General features: G+C 57.8%; 22 protein-coding genes. 13 read left to right on the top strand and 9 right to left on the bottom strand.

What is annotated here, in order from left to right:
• Positions 1 to 152: 152 nt before the first annotated feature.
• Together ilvN and MJQ68_RS08345 are read left to right on the top strand one after the other, a co-directional pair.
• Positions 153 to 683, top strand: a complete 531-nt coding sequence (gene ilvN, locus MJQ68_RS08350) for an acetolactate synthase small subunit (RefSeq protein ID WP_238750580.1) — start codon at positions 153 to 155, stop codon at positions 681 to 683.
• 23 nt (positions 684 to 706) lie between these two features.
• Positions 707 to 1,492, top strand: coding sequence for an enoyl-CoA hydratase/isomerase family protein (locus tag MJQ68_RS08345; RefSeq protein WP_238750579.1), 786 nt, complete (start codon positions 707 to 709; stop codon positions 1,490 to 1,492).
• A gap of 61 nt (positions 1,493 to 1,553) precedes the next feature.
• Here MJQ68_RS08345 and MJQ68_RS08340 read toward each other — a convergent pair whose 3' ends face one another.
• Positions 1,554 to 2,471 carry an FKBP-type peptidyl-prolyl cis-trans isomerase gene (locus tag MJQ68_RS08340; protein WP_238750578.1) on the bottom strand — a complete coding sequence of 306 codons (918 nt, stop codon included), beginning with the start codon at positions 2,469 to 2,471 and terminating at the stop codon, positions 1,554 to 1,556.
• A 3-nt stretch (positions 2,472 to 2,474) separates the two neighbouring features.
• A complete protein-coding gene (locus MJQ68_RS08335) occupies positions 2,475 to 3,506 on the bottom strand; it encodes a DHH family phosphoesterase (RefSeq protein WP_238750577.1) in 1,032 nt (343 codons plus the stop codon).
• A gap of 96 nt (positions 3,507 to 3,602) precedes the next feature.
• Between MJQ68_RS08335 and MJQ68_RS08330 the strand changes: the two genes are divergently transcribed.
• The 9 genes from MJQ68_RS08330 (at position 3,603) to MJQ68_RS08290 (ending at position 9,872) form a co-directional block, all read left to right on the top strand.
• Positions 3,603 to 4,025, top strand: a complete 423-nt coding sequence (locus tag MJQ68_RS08330) for a nucleoside-diphosphate kinase (RefSeq protein ID WP_238750576.1) — start codon at positions 3,603 to 3,605, stop codon at positions 4,023 to 4,025.
• 7 nt (positions 4,026 to 4,032) lie between these two features.
• Entirely contained in the window at positions 4,033 to 5,004 is a 972-nt protein-coding gene (locus tag MJQ68_RS08325; protein ID WP_238750575.1) for a bifunctional heptose 7-phosphate kinase/heptose 1-phosphate adenyltransferase, read from the top strand.
• A gap of 49 nt (positions 5,005 to 5,053) precedes the next feature.
• Positions 5,054 to 5,971 (top strand): mechanosensitive ion channel family protein, encoded by a 918-nt coding sequence (locus MJQ68_RS08320; RefSeq protein WP_238750574.1) that lies wholly within the window; start codon positions 5,054 to 5,056, stop codon positions 5,969 to 5,971.
• 107 nt (positions 5,972 to 6,078) lie between these two features.
• A complete protein-coding gene (locus MJQ68_RS08315) occupies positions 6,079 to 6,543 on the top strand; it encodes a sll1863 family stress response protein (RefSeq protein ID WP_238750573.1) in 465 nt (154 codons plus the stop codon).
• Positions 6,544 to 6,633: 90 nt separating this feature from the next.
• Positions 6,634 to 6,843, top strand: a complete 210-nt coding sequence (locus MJQ68_RS08310) for a hypervirulence associated TUDOR domain-containing protein (protein WP_238750572.1) — start codon at positions 6,634 to 6,636, stop codon at positions 6,841 to 6,843.
• Between the two features lie 4 nt (positions 6,844 to 6,847).
• Positions 6,848 to 7,372: a hypothetical protein gene (locus MJQ68_RS08305; RefSeq protein WP_238750571.1), complete on the top strand. Its 525-nt coding sequence runs from the start codon at positions 6,848 to 6,850 to the stop codon at positions 7,370 to 7,372.
• Entirely contained in the window at positions 7,372 to 8,073 is a 702-nt protein-coding gene (locus tag MJQ68_RS08300; RefSeq protein ID WP_238750570.1) for a Clp protease/crotonase-like domain-containing protein, read from the top strand. The genes MJQ68_RS08305 and MJQ68_RS08300 overlap by 1 nt, the downstream gene beginning before the upstream one ends.
• 30 nt (positions 8,074 to 8,103) lie before the next feature.
• A complete protein-coding gene (locus tag MJQ68_RS08295) occupies positions 8,104 to 8,616 on the top strand; it encodes a hypothetical protein (protein WP_238750569.1) in 513 nt (170 codons plus the stop codon).
• The gene (locus MJQ68_RS08290) at positions 8,616 to 9,872 is read left to right on the top strand and encodes an AI-2E family transporter (RefSeq protein ID WP_238750568.1); all 1,257 of its coding nucleotides are present in this window, start codon (positions 8,616 to 8,618) and stop codon (positions 9,870 to 9,872) included. Before MJQ68_RS08295 ends, MJQ68_RS08290 begins: the two co-directional genes overlap by 1 nt.
• On the opposite strand, the gene MJQ68_RS08285 is transcribed toward MJQ68_RS08290, so the two are convergent.
• The 4 genes from MJQ68_RS08285 to MJQ68_RS08270 are packed head-to-tail and all read right to left on the bottom strand — an operon-like array spanning position 9,801 to position 13,160.
• Positions 9,801 to 10,934, bottom strand: coding sequence for a DUF819 family protein (locus MJQ68_RS08285; RefSeq protein ID WP_238750567.1), 1,134 nt, complete (start codon positions 10,932 to 10,934; stop codon positions 9,801 to 9,803). The genes MJQ68_RS08290 and MJQ68_RS08285 overlap by 72 nt on opposite strands.
• Entirely contained in the window at positions 10,935 to 11,459 is a 525-nt protein-coding gene (locus MJQ68_RS08280) for a SixA phosphatase family protein (RefSeq protein ID WP_238750566.1), read from the bottom strand.
• On the bottom strand, positions 11,456 to 12,520 hold the full coding sequence (gene prfA / locus MJQ68_RS08275; RefSeq protein WP_238750565.1) for a peptide chain release factor 1: 1,065 nt from the start codon (positions 12,518 to 12,520) through the stop codon (positions 11,456 to 11,458). Before prfA ends, MJQ68_RS08280 begins: the two co-directional genes overlap by 4 nt.
• 43 nt (positions 12,521 to 12,563) lie before the next feature.
• Positions 12,564 to 13,160, bottom strand: coding sequence for a Sua5/YciO/YrdC/YwlC family protein (locus MJQ68_RS08270; RefSeq protein WP_238750564.1), 597 nt, complete (start codon positions 13,158 to 13,160; stop codon positions 12,564 to 12,566).
• Positions 13,161 to 13,383: 223 nt separating this feature from the next.
• On the opposite strand from MJQ68_RS08270, the gene MJQ68_RS08265 reads away from it, so the two are divergent.
• The gene (locus tag MJQ68_RS08265; RefSeq protein WP_238750563.1) at positions 13,384 to 15,741 is read left to right on the top strand and encodes a PKD domain-containing protein; all 2,358 of its coding nucleotides are present in this window, start codon (positions 13,384 to 13,386) and stop codon (positions 15,739 to 15,741) included.
• Here the strand turns inward: MJQ68_RS08265 and MJQ68_RS08260 are convergent.
• The gene (locus MJQ68_RS08260) at positions 15,691 to 16,203 is read right to left on the bottom strand and encodes a GNAT family N-acetyltransferase (RefSeq protein WP_238750562.1); all 513 of its coding nucleotides are present in this window, start codon (positions 16,201 to 16,203) and stop codon (positions 15,691 to 15,693) included. The two genes, MJQ68_RS08265 and MJQ68_RS08260, sit on opposite strands and share 51 nt — an antisense overlap.
• On the bottom strand, positions 16,200 to 16,655 hold the full coding sequence (locus MJQ68_RS08255; protein WP_238750561.1) for a nuclear transport factor 2 family protein: 456 nt from the start codon (positions 16,653 to 16,655) through the stop codon (positions 16,200 to 16,202). The genes MJQ68_RS08260 and MJQ68_RS08255 overlap by 4 nt, the downstream gene beginning before the upstream one ends.
• A 36-nt stretch (positions 16,656 to 16,691) precedes the next feature.
• Here MJQ68_RS08255 and MJQ68_RS08250 point away from each other — a divergent pair, with 36 nt between their 5' ends.
• Positions 16,692 to 17,471, top strand: coding sequence for a DUF6503 family protein (locus MJQ68_RS08250; RefSeq protein ID WP_238750560.1), 780 nt, complete (start codon positions 16,692 to 16,694; stop codon positions 17,469 to 17,471).
• Here MJQ68_RS08250 and folK read toward each other — a convergent pair.
• A complete protein-coding gene (gene folK / locus MJQ68_RS08245; protein WP_238750559.1) occupies positions 17,421 to 17,873 on the bottom strand; it encodes a 2-amino-4-hydroxy-6-hydroxymethyldihydropteridine diphosphokinase in 453 nt (150 codons plus the stop codon). The two genes, MJQ68_RS08250 and folK, sit on opposite strands and share 51 nt — an antisense overlap.
• Positions 17,874 to 17,879 lie beyond the last annotated feature (6 nt).

The raw sequence follows: 17,879 nt of genomic DNA, 5'->3' as shown, positions 1-17,879 counted from the left end.
GTTTCCTTCCTTACTACCGCACCCGCGCCCCCGCTCCGCTCCAAAAATCCACCACCTATAACACCTACCCTAACCCCTTAACCCCTTAACCCCTTAACCCCCTAACCCCTTAACCCCCTAACCCCTTAATCCCCCCTGACCCCCCCTCTAGCATGACTAAGACCTTCACTATCACCGTGTTTACCGAAGACCAGACGGGCTTGCTGTCGCGGGTAGTGGGTATCTTCAATCGACGCAACCTGAGCATTAGCAGCCTGACGACGAGTGCGAGCAGTGATGAATCGATCTTCCGCTTTACGATCGTGGTGAAGGTGACGGAGGAGATGGTGATCAAGCTGGTGGCCCAGCTGGATAAGCAGGTCGACGTGCTTAAGGCCTTTTACTACGATGACGACGATATCGTATACCAGGAGATCGCGCTGTACAAGGTGCCCATCGAGGTATTTACCAATGGGCGCAACGTAGAAGTGATGATTCGCCGGCACAACGCGCGGGTACTACTCATCGAACCGGAATACGTGGTGATCGAGAAGACCGGTCACGAATACGAGACGGAGGCCCTGCTGACCGAACTACGGCAGGAAGGACTGTATGAGTTCGTGCGCTCCGGCCGCGTGGCGGTGGTCAAGCCTATGGAACGGCTCAACAGCTACCTGCAGGAACTACAGGAGGAGGGGGAGTAGCGGCGGTGCGCTATCTTGACCCCATGACCTACCAAAACCTACAGTTAAGCCAGCAAGATGGCATCCTGACCATCACCCTTAACCGCCCAAAGGCCCTGAATGCCCTTAACACGCAGACCGTGCAGGAGCTTCAAAGTTTCTTTAGCAGCGACTACCGCGATCAGGACGACTTCCATGGTATCATTCTCACCGGAGCCGGCGACCGCGCCTTCGTAGCCGGCGCGGACATCAAGGAATTTCTGGGTGTAGCCGCGGACGGCAACGGAGCCGCCATGGCGCACCGGGGCCAGCAGGTGTTCGCCCAGATCGAGCGCTTCCACGTGCCGGTGATCGCGCTGGTGAATGGCTTCGCCCTGGGAGGCGGCTGCGAGCTGGCCATGGCCTGTCATATGCGGATCGCCACGTCCGCGGCCCGCTTCGGGCAACCAGAGGTGAACCTGGGGATCATCCCCGGATACGGCGGTACCCAGCGGCTGAATCAGTACATCGGAAAGGGAAAGGCGACGGAATTGATTCTGACGGGTAACATGATCGACGCCGAGGAGGCGCACCGCCTCGGACTGGTCAATCACGTCCTGCCCACCCTCGACGAAGCCCGCGACAAGGCCATAGAGCTACTCACTACGATCGGCGGGAAAGGACCCATCGCCATCCGCGAGTCGATCCGGGCGGTGAACGCGTATTACGACAATCCGGAAGGCTTCGCCACGGAGGCTGAGGCCTTCGGTAAGGCTACTATGACGGAGGATTTTAAGGAAGGCGCGGCTGCCTTTGTCGAAAAACGCAAAGCCAACTTCCAGGGCCGCTAAAGAAAAAGGGGTTGAAGGACCACCTGTCCTTCAACCCCTTTAATACTGGAGCGGCTAGTGGCTAGAGTACTTCCTCCAGCTCCACGTAAAACAGCAATTCGCTATCGGGTGCAATGCTGCCATCGGGTGTACCTCCGGGGCCGTATGCCAGCTCCGATGGAATGATGAACGTAGCCCGGTCACCCACCTGCAGCAGGTCGATGCCTTCGTCCCATCCCGGGATCACGCGGCCCTGGCCCAGGGGAAACTGAATGGCAGATCCCCGCTCGAAGCTCTGGTCGAAGATCTCACCGTCCGAAGATAGGCGGCCGATGTACTGTACCGACACCGTCTTGCCGGGAGCGGCTTCCGCGCCACTACCTTCTTCGTGCAGGATGTACCGCAGTCCGCTGGGGGTAGTCTGTAGTTCGCCATCCAGCTTACCGGCCTTGTAGTCGTTGTAGACCTGCTCGGAGAAGGTCAGGCGTTCGTCCATACGACCGCGCACTTCCTCGGCCTTCACCCGTGCCTCTTCGGCGACGGCTTCCTGACGGGCAGTGAACTCATCCTGATCGATGATCTCGGTCACTTCCAGATCGTACAGCAGGACGGAATCGTTTTCCATCCCGGGGGGCTTGCGGGGGAATTGGTCGAGGTTAGCGCGGATGAGCACGCGCTCGCCGACGCGGATGTTGCGCAGTACGTCTTCGACCGGACCGGTCTCCGAGGTGACGATCGAGTCCGAGAGGGCCTGGATGACCGGTGGTGGGCCACCGCCTTCCTTGGTGTTGATCAGGACGCTATCGCCCTCCGTCTTGAGGATGGCATTGAAGTAGATGAACTCACCGGCCTCGGCTAACTGGCCGTCGTCGTTTGTGGACAGGTAGGTGTAGCGGCTGCCGGCCTCCGTGGTCTGGGTGCCGTCCTTACCTCCCGTGCTATCGCAGCCGGTTGCCCACAGCGTAAAGCCCGCAAGCAGGATGAATAATAAGTTACGCATAGTCTATTGGTTGTTAAATTGGTGGTAGCTCGCTTCGATCTCCTCGGCGTAGCGGGGGAGTGCTTTCTTGAAGCGGTTGATGGTAGAACCCAGGGGAGCAAAGCTTGCGCCTCCGGCGGCATTGCGATGGCCGCCGCCCCGGAAGAGGGCCTTACAGATCTGTTGTACGTCCATCTCTCCCTTCGAGCGGAGGCTCAGTTTGACGATGGTGGGTTGTTCGTGAATGAAGGCGGCGATCATCATTTCCGGCATCCGCAGGATGTAATTGACCACGCCCTCCGTGTCGCCCCGCTGGATGTCGAAGTGCTCGTAGTCCTCCTTGGTCAGGTAGATCAGCCCGGTGCGATACTCCGGCAGCAGCTCCATGCGGTTGGCCAGGCAGTGGCCCAGCAGGCGCAGTTGCTTTTCGGACATGTTATTCCACACGTGGTCGGCCACCTTGTAGGCATCGGTACCCGCTTCCAGTAACCTGGCTGCCGTGCGGAAGAGTAGGGGAGTGGTACTGTACTTGAACCCACCGGTATCGGTGAGAATGCCGGCGTACAGACAGTCGGAAATGGTGCTATTGACGCGGTTCGCATCGCCGAGCTCATCGATGAATTCGTATACCATCTCGCAGGTAGAGCTGCGCTCCGGCCGGCTGAAGATGGGCGCGGCAATGGGCTGGGGATCCAGGTGGTGATCGATCATGATGCGCGGCCGCGCGTCGTCCTTCATCGAGTCGGCCATCTTATCGACGCGGTCGAAGGAGTTGAAGTCGAGTAGGAAGAACAGGGTCGCGGAGGCAATACGGGCTTCGGCCTGCTCAGTCTGGTCGTCGTAGATCACGATCTGCTCCACCTCCGGTAGAAAGCCAAGAAACTCAGGGTAATTGGAGGGCAGCAGGATCGTGACGTCGTGCCCCCGCCCCCGCAGGTAGTGCAGCAGGCCCAGGCTGGAACCTACTGCGTCGCCATCCGGGTTGCGGTGGCTGAAGATCACGATCTCTTGGGGGGTTGCCAGCAAGTGGCGAGCCTCCTCTATGGAGTTGGGCATAAGCAGGGGAACAACGAAGGCGCAAAGTTCCGAAAAAATGATGGGGTGGCCAAAACTTCCTACTTTTGCGGCCCTAATCAACTTAGCGCAATCACCATGGCCACCAATCGCACCTTCACTATGATCAAGCCCGATGCCGTCCGCAACGGACACATCGGCGCCATCCTCGCCCAGATCAACGAGGCCGGCTTCCGCATCGTAGCCCTCAAGTACACGAGCCTGAGCACCCAGAAGGCCGGTGAGTTCTACGCCGTACACGAAGGGCGGCCCTTCTACGACGAGCTGGTCAGCTTCATGAGCAGCGGCCCCATTGTAGCGGCCATCCTGGAGAAGGACAACGCCGTCACCGATTTCCGTAAGCTCATCGGTGCCACCAACCCGAAGGAAGCCGAGGCCGGTACCATCCGGGCGAAGTACGCCAGCAGCATCGGCGAGAACGCCGTACACGGTAGCGACAGTGATGACAATGCCGCTATCGAGGGGCAGTTCCACTTCGCCGGTACCGAGGTATTCGCCTAGCACCCGCGTGCCCGCCCTGCCTGACTTTGCTGCCCTGCGCGTCCTCGTAGTCGGTGACGTGATGATCGACCGGTACCTCACCGGCCGGGTAGACCGCATCAGCCCCGAAGCACCCGTACCCGTCGTACGCTGGCAGCAGCAGGAAGACCGGCTAGGCGGGGCCGCCAACGTAGCACTCAACGTGAAGGCCCTCGGCGCCTGGGCCGCGGTCGCCGGTGCGGTGGGTACGGATCCGAATGCAGCCTCGCTACACGATCTACTAGTGGCAACCGGTCTGCCCGGGCACTTCATCGTGGCGGATCCAGACCGGCCAACTACCGTCAAGACCCGGGTGATCAGTCAGGAACAGCAGTTGCTGCGCGTAGATCAGGAAAGTACGGAGCAGTTGCCCAACCATATTGCCGCGCAGCTGGTGACGGCCATTGCGCAGCGGGCGGATGAAGGGGGGCTAAGCGCACTGATATTGCAGGACTATAACAAGGGGGTGCTTAGCCCTACGGGCATCGCCGAACTACTGCAACTGGCCGGGCGGCACGGCATCCTTACCGCCGTTGATCCCAAAGCGGATAATTTTTGGAACTACCGGGGGGTGGACCTATTCAAACCTAATCTGCGGGAGGTGCAGCAGCAGCTGGACTTTGCGGTACGCCCCCGTCTGGACGACCTGGACCGAGCGGCAGCCGTGCTGTTTGGTCGACTGCAGTGCAAGCAAGTTATGATCACCCTGTCCCAGCACGGCATCTATACCCACGACGGGAGTACCTCGGCAATCCACCCTACGCCGGCCCGCCGGATCGCTGACGTCAGCGGAGCGGGGGATACCGTAATAAGTGTGGCAGCATGTGCACTAGCCAGCGGGATGAGCGTTGGTATGGCAGCCCAACTGGCTAATGTAGCAGGTGCTCAGGTCATTGCCCGCCCGGGCGTAGTGGCCGTAGAGCTGAACGAACTGCGGCAGGAGTGGGCGAGACTGGGTTGAACACCCTCCGACGGACCAAGTTATATACCAACTTCACGTAAGACACCCTATGTATTTATTCGAATTATTTGGCCTGGAGCTGGACTTTCAACCCCTGTTCGACGAGCTTCAGCGCTGGTGGTCCCTGCTCCTACGCAACCTGCCTAACCTGCTGTTAGCCGCCATCGTAGTGGTGGTGGGGTACATCATTACCGGCTTCACGAAGAAGTACTTCAACAAGATCAGCCGACGGGTCATCGCGGACTCTACGGTAGCCGGACTGCTCAGCTCGGTACTCACAGCACTACTCATCCTAGCCTTTCTGTTCCTGACCCTTTCGGTCCTCAAGCTGACGGGCATCGTGACCAGTCTGCTCGCCGGCGCGGGTGTGGTGGGATTAGCGCTGGGCCTGGCGTTCCAGGATCCCATCCTCAACCTCTTCAGTGGTATCCTTCTATCGGTTCGGAGTCTGTTCCGGGAGGGCGATCTGATCGAGGTGAACGGACACCTGGGCAAGGTGAAGGAGGTGACGCTGCGGCACACTACGCTGATCACCCTGCAGGGACAAGACGTCATGATCCCTAACAAGATCGTCGCGCAGGACATCATCAAGAACTACAGTAAACTGGGCATCCGCCGGGTAGATTTGAGCTGCGGGGTCAGCTACGGGGACGATCTGGAGAAAGTTCGCGAGATCACCCTCAATGCCGTGAAAGAAAAAGTCGACTACGACAAGCACCGCAAGGTAGAGTTGTTCTTTAACGAGTTCGGAGACAGCTCCATCAACTACACGCTACGCTTCTGGTTGTCGGACGGCAAGAGTGGACAGGCCGACTACCTGGAGGCCCAGAGCGAGGCTATTATGGCCATCAAGCAAGCGTACGACGCCAACGACATTATGATCCCATTCCCGATCCGCACGCTGGATTTTGGCATCAAGGGAGGAGAAAAATTGTCTACCATGTTGCCAACCGAACATCAGGAGTGATCCGCTGTTTTACCCTAAAGAGAGTGCAAACCGACAACTACATTGTCAACTAACACGCACCAGGGCCCCGCACTCCGGCCCCAAATTTTAAACCAAAGTATTACAATATGAAAATTCGCAATCTAACCTTAGCCCTTCTTCTCAGCTTCAGTGGCATGTTCTACAGCTGTGCTGAAAACAGCCCCGCAGACAATGCCGCCGACGAGATCGAGGTAGAAACCGAGAACGCGCTGGCCAATATGGGCGCCGAGGTTCGCGAGGAAAGCAATGAACTCGACCGTGAATTCCGCGACGCACGTGCCAACATCGACGCCCGGATGACCGAGCTCGAGCGTGACATGGAAGACGCAAACGACGAGATGAAGGCCGAAATGCAAGAAGAGTACAACGAGCTGGAAGGCTACCGTGACGACATCGATGCCCGTATGGACCGCGTCGGTAACAACATGGAAGCTGGCTGGAAAGACTTCAAAGGTGACGCCAAGCAGGGCTGGAGCGAATTCAAGCGCGAGTCCGACGACCTGATGATGAACATCGAGCGCACCTTCGACCCCGAGGGTGACCTGGAGTAAGCGCTAGCCGCTACTACAATCGACCACCCGGTGGAGCCTGGCTAAGCACCTGCTCCACCGGGTTTTTTGTTTCTATAAATACACGTAATAATGATTCGCAAAGGAAGTAAAGTAAAGTGGAAGTGGGGAAACGGGGAAGCTACCGGTAAGGTGGAAGAAACATATACCGAGAAGGTCACCAAGACCATCAAAGGCAATGAAGTGACCCGCGATGGAGAAAGCGGAAATAAAGCCCTGTACATTAAGCAGGATGATGGAGATGCCGTACTCAAACTGGAATCAGAAGTAGAAAAAGCCTAACCCCATGGACCAAACACCAATCAACAAATCCAGCTACGACGTACGCCCGGAAGGGACCGACGGGACCATCAACGAAATCGCTATGCTGCACCGTCAGTCAGCAGGCTACTACCGCGATATCGCGAAGGCACTAAAGCCCGATGCCGATACCGCCGGGAACTACTTCGAAGAACTAGCCGCCTACCACGAAGAGATGATGGGTAAGCTTAATAGCATCCTCGCCGATATAGCGGGTGGGGTACACACACCCTCGCGCAGTTCCGAGACGCTACTCAAGAAGCAGGAAGCAGCACTCAACCGCGCCCTGATCGCTAAGAATGTATCTGAATTAAGCAGTCTGGCGCATCAGAACGAGCAGGCCATCAGCCAATCTTACGAACAGGCCCTGGGGAATACCCAGCTACTGGACTTCGCCGAGGACATCCTCCAGGCGCAGCATCAGGAGATCCTCGTTTGGGTCAACCGCGCAGACCGTTACATGACGGTGCCGCAGGACCGCAACGAACACTACGACGACAACGATAAATAATGAAACAGCTACTTGTACTTCTGCTACTGAGCAGCACCTGTCTGGTGGGTCAGCAGACCGCCACCATCAAGGATGGTACTACCACCTACGACAAGAAGACGCTGCCTTCTATGACCATCCAACTGGATGCGCCGGTGGACCGGGTCTACGACGTATGGGACGATTTCTGGGACGAGCGGTACGATATCGACATCGACCGCACGGACAAGGATAACGACAATATCGCCTATCTGGCCGAGCAGGTAGCACTGCGCAGTATGGGCGATAAGCGCATGGATGTATACTCCAGCGTAGGGGGTACGAAGGAACGTGCCATGGTCAACCTGAGTCTTGCTTATTCCGATACTGATGTGGTCACCGCCACGAACCACGCGGGCGACTACCGGACAGCTTCCGCACTGCTGCAGGAGTTCCGGACATACTTCTACCAGCGCTACTTTGACGGTCAACTGAACGAGACGCAGGAAGAATTGGCTGACCTGCGTGACGACTCGCAGGACGCATCTAAGGATGCGGAAAAGGCACGAGAGAAGATTGCCAAATACGAGGACAAGATCGAAAAGCTTCGGCGTAAGATCGAGGACACGCGCGAGGACGTAGGAGATGAATTACAGACTGCGGAAGAAAAAAGCCGCCGCGTACGGGAGCTGGAGGAGAAACTTCAGGAGCTTCGGCTCGCCCGTAAGAAGTACTTAGGCTAACTTTGCCCCACTTAATCGAACTATCCCTTCATGGCCCAGACCACCGAAACCACCTCACACGAAAATCCCCCTAAGCTCGATGCACCCATCGCCCACGATTTTAACGTGGACAAGGAGGGACGGAAATACGGCATCCTGCTCGGTATACTCGTGGCGGTTTACCTGCTGATCGTCAACGCCATTACGACCGAGCTGTCCATGAGTCTCCGCTTTGCCAAGCACCTACTGATCATTCCGGTCGTCTGGTATGCTACCAAGGCATACGCTGATGCGATCTACTCCTCCAATAGCATCTTCAAGGCGGAGATCGGCCTGCTGTTTCGCATTGGTGTCTGGGCTACCATTGTACTGGCGGTGGGTAACATCACGCTATCTGCGATCAAGCCGGAGCTGGGTTTCGAGCAATTCATGAACGATAACGAAAGCTTCGGAGATGCTATGATGAATAGCTTCTTCGTTGCTATGGAGACACTGGTCTTCGTGCTCATCATTGGATTTGTCTTCATGCAGTACTACAAACGCGGTGGCTCACCGGAGGATTGATGCCTGGCCGGCCTTCACATACATCGTCTTCCTCCGCCCGCCGTGGGGTAAGCTTTCAGCGCATCGCGTACTTCCTGATCTGCCTGTCTATCGTGCTCTATGCACTATATGCAGGTAGTTCTTTTTTTATACCCATCACCTACGGGGTCTTTTTCGCCCTCATGCTGCAACCGGTGTGTAAGCGCTTTGAGAGCCTGATCGGTAATCGCATGGTGGCAGTGATCCTGACTCTGGTAGCCTCCAGTATCCTGATAATCGGGGTGATTGTGTTCTTCTTTAATCAGGTCCAGGCTATCCTGACGGAGGCCGACGATATCTACTCCGGACTGCAGGAGACGCTCTACGAATGGGCGGAATACGGTGGAGACACCTTCGGGCTGACTGGTGCCGAAGTGGAGACCTACATCGATCAGGCCATCACCAGTGTATCGGACGAACCCCTCGGCATCGTATCGACTGGTCTGTCTACCAGTGGGGTGTTGCTAGCCAACTTCTCATTAGTCGCGATCTATACCTTCTTCTTTTTACTGTATCGCACGGCGGTGAAGAACTTTGTGCTCGGCCAACTCAGTGACCAGGACCAACAGGAGGGGCTAGAGACCATGAACGAGGTACAGCAGATCGCTAAGAGCTACCTGGGGGGCATGGGCCTGGTGATGCTCATTCTGGCCGTGCTGAACAGTCTGGGACTTTTCGCGATCGGCCTAGACTATTTTCTGGTGTGGGGCTTTCTGGCCGCCATCCTGGGCATCATTCCCTACATCGGTACCGTGATTGGAGGTATGCTGCCCTTCATGTTTGCCATCGCCACCACGGAGAGCCTCTGGCAACCGATCATGGTGGTCGTGCTGTACATGACCGTACAGTTCGTGGAAGGTAATTTTATCACGCCGAAGGTACTGGGGGGCAGTGTAAAGCTCAACGCGCTGGCTGCGATCATCGCCGTAATTCTGGGCAGCTTCTTCTGGGGCATTGCCGGTATCATCATCGCTATTCCGCTGCTGGCGATGGTGCGCATCGTACTCACGCACATCGAGCCACTGCGCCCGATTGCCCTCCTGCTCAGCGACGATCTGTACGAGCGATCGGAAGAATTTCTGGGCCCGCTCAATGGTCCTAAATTTAGGCTGGCCCTACTGTTTAGCGGAAAAGCACCCTTTGTACTGTCCAGCCCGCGCACCCGACTAGGGCATAAAGGAACGAAGAGCAAAGGCCACCCCGATGCCGAGGTAGTTGCCGATCCCGAATCCAAGTAACGACACCGCCAGCGCAGTAGCGAGTAACTGACGGTTGCCCAGGGCAGCCGCCACCTGCACCACGAATACGGGGCCGTACACAGCTGCCACATAGCTCAGTACTACCGTATCGCGGTCGAGTCTACATACCGCAGCCAGCAGCAGATGCAATAGGGTAGTGGCCCCCATGGCAAGGACGGAGAACCACAAGAGATCCAGGCCATATTCCATCAGGGTCCGGAAGTCTGCCAGCATACCCACGCACAGACAGAACACCAGAATAAAGTACTCTCCCAGCGGATAGGTATCGCCTAGCCTTCGCGGCAGCCGGGTCATGGATACGCCCAGACTCAGCGTAGTGATGGATAGTACAAGCAAGGTAGAAGAGAAGGGGTCACCGGTCATCAACCAACTGATGGCCACACTAAGGGCTACCACGAGCAGGGCCGCGCTAAGTTGGACCAGTCGACGCTTCCGGCTTATACGCCCCGGTAGTTCCGCTGCACCTGCGTGCTCGCCCACTGCCTGAGTTTGTACCACGGGAAAAACGCGGGCATACAGCGCAGGCAGGAAGGTGATCAAGCCCAGTAGGTACAGGCCACCGACCACTACGTCGGCCGCCTGCAGCAGTACGAGATAGTCTGCCGGAGCGGAGAGAGCCAGTGCTACCGCCTGTAGATTTGGCGTACCGCCGGTGTACAGCCCGGTCAGCATACCGGCGACCATCCAGCTATTGGGCACGGTGTCGCTGCACAGTATGGCTACGGACACGGTAGCAACAACTGCCGCCAGGGTACACAACCCGAAGGCCAGGATCATACGACGCGCGTGGCGAACTGCCTGCCGGGGTCGAATAGTAAATAAAAGGAGGGGTAGCCCAATCAGCATACTACCTCCGGCAAGCTGTTCGAGCGTACCGGCCGGCACGCTGAGTATGCGAAGGTTGGCGATTAATATGCCCAGAGCGTAACAGAGCACGATGGGGCTGCACCAGGCAGGAATACGCTGCAGCCGCTGGGCAAAGGCGGCGATCGGCGGAAAACCGAAGGCCAGGACGTAGATCAGAAGGGTCGCCCCATCCATTTAGTACCGCAGGTGCAAAAACTCCCCGCGGCCAGATCGGCGGGCGGAGACCACGTAAATAGTACCGAAGTCCTCAGCGTCAATAGTGACAGTAGCGCCCGGGCCAACTAGCTCGGTTAGGAGGTCAGGCGTAGTGTTACTGTGTCCCACTACCAGAACGGTCCGGCCGGCGTGCGACCGGACCAGGTTCTTGGCCAGGGCAGGCAGGCCACTGGCATCGTACGTCTGAATATCAAGTCCATGGTCCTGGGCGGTAGGTCCGGCGGTAGCCTGGGTGCGGCGGGTATCGGTAGAATACACGGCAGCAAGGTCTGCTTCAGAGAGCATCAGCTGTAGGCGCTTAGCGCGCTCGGTGCCCGCGGCGGTCAATTCCGGGTCTTCACCAGCGGCTTTTTCAGCGTGGCGGACCAGGATGACGGTGGTTGTCGCGGCGGCTGCCTCTGCTGACGCATCACTGGAAGAGCCGGCGGGATCGCAGGATGCGGTGGTCAGGAGCAGCAGGGAGAGGATCAGGTACTGGATCATATTCCTTCCTTCATTTTTTCCGCGTTCTCGGCTACCTGCAGGCCTTCGATGATCGGTTCCAGGTTACCGGCTACGATTTTGTCCAGACTGTGAAGCGTGAGGTTGATACGGTGATCGGTCACGCGGTTCTGCGGGTAATTATAGGTGCGGATCTTTTCGCTGCGGTCGCCGCTACCTACTAGTGACTTGCGGGCGCTAGCAATTTCGCTGGCCGCGGCGGAATCCTGTGCATCCTTGATGCGCCGGTAGAGCTGGGCCATGGCGATCTCCTTGTTTTTGTGCTGGCTCCGTCCGTCCTGACTTTCCGAGACGATGCCCGTAGGCAGGTGAGTGATACGGATGGCGGACTCCGTCTTATTGACGTGCTGACCACCGGCGCCGGATGCACGGAAGGTATCGATCTTGAGGTCTGCCTTATTGATATTAATATCTTCCTCCTCCACCTTAGCCAAGACGGCTACCGTGGCGGCGGACGTGTGTACGCGTCCCTGGCTCTCGGTACGCGGTACGCGCTGCACCCGGTGCACTCCGGATTCGAACTTGAGGCTGCTGTATACATCATCGCCGTGCACCTCGAATACGAGCTTGGAGTAGCCGCCGGCGGTGCCTTCATTTTCGTCGATCACCTCCACCTTCCAGCCCTGGGTATCGACGTAGCGCTTGTACATATCGAACAGGTCGCCGGCGAAGATGGCGGCTTCGTCACCACCCGTGCCACTGCGGATCTCCATGATGATATCACGCTCGTCTTCGGGGTCCTTGGGGACTAGCATTATTTTGACCCGCTCGTCAAGGTCCTCCTTAGCGGCCCTGAGCTCTTCATACTCCAACTGGGCCATTTCGCGCATCTCCGGATCGGGGTCCTTACGCATGCTCTCCGCGGTACGCAGGTTGTCCGTCAGATCCTGGTATTCCAGGTACGTATCGGCTACTGGTTTGAGCTTGCCGTACTCCTTATTCACCTTGGTGAAGCGATCCGGATTAGTGATCACCTCCGGGTCGGAGAGTTGCTCTTCGAGGTTCTTAAAGCGGTGAAAAATGGCTTCGAGCTGGTCGATCATAGGGGCGCACTTGGCTGGGTCGGGCCAAGGTACGGCGGGGCGGCTACAAAAATTCCAGGTGGCCCTTTTTCATCCGTACGCGGACAGCCGGGGCCAGGTCGATATCCTCGCGTTGCCGCCGTTGTACCGTGAAGTTCGACGCCCGCAGGACATCGGATCGCACCCGGCCGAAGCGCGTGGGTAGACCGGCGGACTCATCCCCCATTGCCAGTACCGCGGCCAGTGGCCCCTCGAGGTCTTTGGTGAGTCTGTGGCAAAAGGGATCCAGGGCCAGACGCACAGCGACCTCGCCGCGGCGATCGACGACCGCACTCGGTACCAGACTATTGGCGGGCGTGAGCACCGTGAGAATGCGCCCATGGTAGCTCAGCAGGGTGTCCAGCTTAGGGTGGAGCTGGGGAAACCAACTAAGTAGGGTAGCGCGGTCGCTGAAGATGAGCTCCGGACGGTTCGTAGCGGTTACGGGGCACACCGAAAGCATGCGCTTTACGGAGGCGAACTGTCGGGTGTCGGTGACCATCTGCCAGAGGTTAGCCGTGGGCAGCAGCACGAGTCCGCCGGCGCGTAGTGTAGGAAGTGCACCCACACCGCGTGGGGGAAGACCGGGGTGCGGGGAAGTGGGGGTAGAAGTACGGATCATTCAGTGGAAGTAAGCCTTCAACCGATAAGGATTGAAGGAGGAAAACAATCGTCCAGGGGGCCAAAAGACCCTCCAAAGAGTATAGCGACGGCCGACCGACACCAACGGGTAGTGTTGGATAGGCCATTCAGCAGAGGAAACTGTATTTTGGCCCTAAGATTGTTTTCGCACTCAAACTTTCATCTTGACCCGCACGCCGCTACATTATTTGTTCACCGCTGCCGTGGCACTACTGTTCCTACTGGCACCGGGAAACCTACGGGCGGACCATATTGTCGGAGGTGAATTTCAGTACCTGTTTATCGGCTGGCTTAACGACGATCCCAGTACGGGCATCCGACGCTATCAGGTGTACCTCAATGTATACCGAGACTGCATCGGCGGTGGAGCCTGCTTCGATGGCGGGGACAATCTGGACCGTAAAGCACCCAAGGAGACCTGCGTAGTACAGCCGGGAGAGCCCGCAAAGTCGGCCGATATGCACATCACGGTCTATGATGGCGACCGGGTGGTACCGGAGTATTCGAGCCTGTCCGTCCCATTCGTCGGTGGCTTCAGCGATGTATCGGTCAATTTGGGTAACCCCTGCCTGGTCCTCACCGAGGAGGTCTGTCAGGAGCTCCATACCTACACCTTTACCCTGGAGCTGCCCGTGTCGGATGATCCCTACACCATCGCCTACCAGCGCTGCTGCCGCAATGAGAGCATCCGCAACCTACTGAATGGCAATTCCATTGGTGCCACCTACTTTATCCAGATTCTGCCCGAAGCGCAGCTCCGCGAGAACGATAGTCCGCGCTTCAACATCTTTCCCCCCATTGCCATCTGCATCAACGCGGACTTCCGGATCGACCTGGGCGCGGAAGACAATAACGGCGACAGTCTGGCCTACAAAATGTGTGACGCCAAGATCGGCGCCGGCCGGGATGAACTGGGACCGGGCCCCCGTACCCCCACGCCATTTGACGATCTGGCCCCCCTTATCGAAAGCCCCTTCCCGTACACCTCCGTACAGTACCTGGAACCGCGGTACAACGTCGATAACCAGCTGGGTGTAGGAAGTCAGCTACGCATCGATCCCGTCACGGGAGAGCTCAGCGGCCGGCCCCTATACCCCGGTACGCACGTTATTGCCGTCTGTGTCGAAGAATGGAGCAGGGACAGTGTGCCCGTCTTCCTGGGAGAAACGAAACGGGAGTTCCAACTCAGCGTGAGCCGGTGCGGCTCCACCGTGAGTGCCGACCTGCTCGAGACCGAGATCGATGAGCAGGGCCGCTTCTACATCAAGCAGTGTGGGTTCGGGCCCAATACGATCATTAACGAAAGCACGCTCGAATCGTCCATCACCTCCTACGACTGGGAACTGCTGGGCCCGGGCGGATCACCGCTCTCCGGTACCAGCAGGGACTTTAATACCAATATCAACCAGCGGGGGATATACGAAGGCCAAATGTTTCTTAACCGCAATTCGTTTGCGGAAAACTGCAAGGACACCGCGCTCTTTCTGTTGGAGGTACTGCCCGGTATCGATCCCGATTTCGAGACTACCGAGGTCGTATGCGATCCCGAGCCCGTGCTGTTCACCGATCTGAGTACTACGGAATCCGGCCAGCGCATAACGGGCTACGCCTGGGACTTCGGCGACTCTACCGCTCGGGGTAGGTCCCTGAACCGGGCGCCCAGCTACCTCTACCAACGGGGTGGTGAGTTCAACGCGGTGCTTACGGTCACCGACGAAAATGGCTGTGCGGATAGTATCTCTAAACCGGTGCCCTACTTTCCAAGCCCACGAACGCTGTTGCTCGAACCCGATCAGGGATTTGGCTGCGCGCCCTACACCAAAGATTTTATCAACCGCTCCATTCCCATCAGCGATGCCTACACCTTCGAGTGGCAGTTTGGCGACGGGGGCAGCTCCGACGCACGCGATCCGACGCACGAATACGAACAGCCCGGTCGCTACGACGTCTACCTGGGGGTCACCTCACCCATTGGCTGCTTCGTAGATACTATTTTCCAGGAGCTGGTGGACGTGCGGACTTCTCCCATCGCCGACTTCGGATTTCTACCCGAACGGCCGACGAATGTGTTGCCGGACTTTACCGTCACGGACCGTAGTATTGGTGCCAATAACTACCGCTACACGGTTACCAACGGGCAAGGAGACCAACTCTTCACCACTCCCCTGGCCGAGTTCGATTACCGGCTACGTGATACCGCTACGCTGTACATCAACCAGCTCGTCTCTCACCCCAGTGGGTGTCAGGACTCGATCACGAAGAGTATCAGTCTGTACCTGACCAATGCCTTCACCGCACCGAATGCCTTCACCCCCAACGGAGACGGGGTCAACGATCAGTGGCGCCCCGAGGGGTACTGGGAGGGGGCCAGTGACTACCGCCTGCGCATTTGGAACCGCTGGGGAGAGCTCATTTTTGCCACCAGCGATGTAGAGGGTGCCTGGGACGGTACCTTCAAGGGGTCCAACAGCCCCGGTGGGGGATACCTCTGGGACGTAGCCTTCGTCAACTCACAGGGAGAGGTCGAGTCCTTCAAGGGGGGGCTGGTACTGATCAGGTAAACGCCATCGCTCCAGGTCCAGACTGTCCGGTAGCCGAACGATAGATTCCATAATAAATCCATTGTACTGCAGTGCGCGGCGCGATGCCACATTGGTTGGCTCTACGTGCGCCAACGGCCAGATACCCTCCCTGCGTGCTAGATCCCGTACGAGTCCGATCGCACGGGTAGCGATCCCCCTGCGCCGGTACGCCCGGGCTACATTATAGCCTAGTTCGACCTCGTCTTCGATCTCCAGGATGCCCTTACCCCCGATACTACCCACGATATTATTTTCTACAACAATCAGGTACGGAGCAGTCCAACGGTACTGTCGGTCCTCGCCGGGGGGTAGTCGGCGGGCCGCATCCAGCACCACCCGGGGGGGCAGCGCCGAATCCACCACCGAGTAGGATCCGAGGATCGTACTGTCAGTTAGCAGCTTGCCGAGTTCGTCCCGGGTGGGTTGGAAAAGTTCGATCACTGCGGCGGCGGGGGTAAGACTTCGGCACGGTGAAGCAGCCAGTTACCCTCCGTGTACTGCCAGTGGTGCCGAAACTGTTCCTGGTAGCTACCGGGTTCACCGGCGTAGGTCCACGAAAAGGTTCTCAGTCCGGCCACTTCGGGCTCGGTCCCTGCTACTACAGACGAGCTATCGACGGACAGCTGAAGGTTCGGAAAGACGGAGCGTAGCTCCCCTAGTTCCCCGATAAAGCGCTCCTTATCCTTCGTGGTAGCCGGCTGTGCGTAGGTGATGACAAAGTCGTCGGTCAGCAGGCGTTCCAGGATGGCAGCGTCGAGTTGCTCGTAAGCGGAGTGAAATAGGGCTTCCCGTCGCTGCACGGCATCCATATCATGCACGTCATCACTACCTTGGGCGGGGCCGCAGGTGCAAAGCAGAAGAGAGAGTAGCCATACCGGTAGGATAACGCGCATACCTGTGTAACGTCAGCTAACCAAAAAGGTAAACCTATGCTTCGATTTGTCAGTCTTGTCTCGCTCGCCCTGCTGGGTTTACTGTGCACCTGCGGCCCCGCCCCCGCAGATGCAGAGCAGGAAGTGGTGACGGCCGAAGGACTCATCGATCGGGCGATCCAGGCACACGGTATGGAGCGATGGGATAGCCTGGTCAGCGCACGCTTTGTCTTTCGCGAGCGAACGTACAGCGTTGATAACCGGCAGGGCAGATTTGCCTACACCCGCACCTTTCTGGACTCTTCAGGCCTCACCGTGCGGGATACACTGAGCAACGACGGGCTGATCCGTGATCAGGCAGGAATCCGAATACCACTATCCACTAAGGATAGTGCCGCCTACGCAGGATCGGTGAACTCGGTGCGGTACTTTTTTATGCTGCCTTACGGACTGCAAGACCCGGCCGTCCGGGCTACCTTACTGGATACCGTGACGATCGATGACGGGCTTTACCACCGGGTGGAGGTACGCTTCGATGAGGAGGGTGGGGGAGATGGCTTCGACGATGTGTACCACTATTTCTTCCGTGATGACACCGGCGAGCTGGATTATCTGGCCTACACCTTTTCAGATGACGACGGTGGACTGCGCTTCCGCAAGGCCATCAATAAGCGCCGGGTGGGCGGGGTGCTCGTGCAGGACTACATCAACTACGGCGTAGACGGACAGGACGACCGTGCGATCGACGACGTGGACGAGCGGTACCGGCGGGGTGAACTACCGGAGCTAAGCCAGATCATAAATACGGAGGTACGGATCGAAGGAGGAGGGCAGTAGATCCGTGACAAATCTGCGCTGCCGCCACCAGGGGTGCGGAAGACTCAGTCGCGCGTCTTCGTAGCGCAACTCATCCAGAAAAATTAAGTCGATATCGATGGTACGGGCACCCCAGTGGACGCTGCGTACCCGACCCAGTGCATGCTCTATTCCCTGGGTAATATCTAGAATATGGTGAAGCTGGTAGGTTAGTGCAGTTGATTCGTTGAGGCTGTGTATGTCGCAGATTACCAATTGATTGAGGAAGTCTGGCTGCTGCGTATTTCCCCAGGCGGCAGTTTCTATAATTGCGCTCTCGTAGATCAGACCTCCCAGACTCGCTGCCAGCTGGGTACGCGCGGCGGCGAGGTGAGCCGTTCGGTCTCCGAGGTTGGAACCGAGGGAGAGGGTTAGTTTTGCCATTCCCCA

The organism is Neolewinella maritima, assembly GCF_923081025.1.
In the GTDB taxonomy this organism is placed as follows: domain Bacteria; phylum Bacteroidota; class Bacteroidia; order Chitinophagales; family Saprospiraceae; genus Neolewinella; species Neolewinella maritima.
This window is presented reverse-complemented; position numbering and strand designations above follow the sequence as displayed.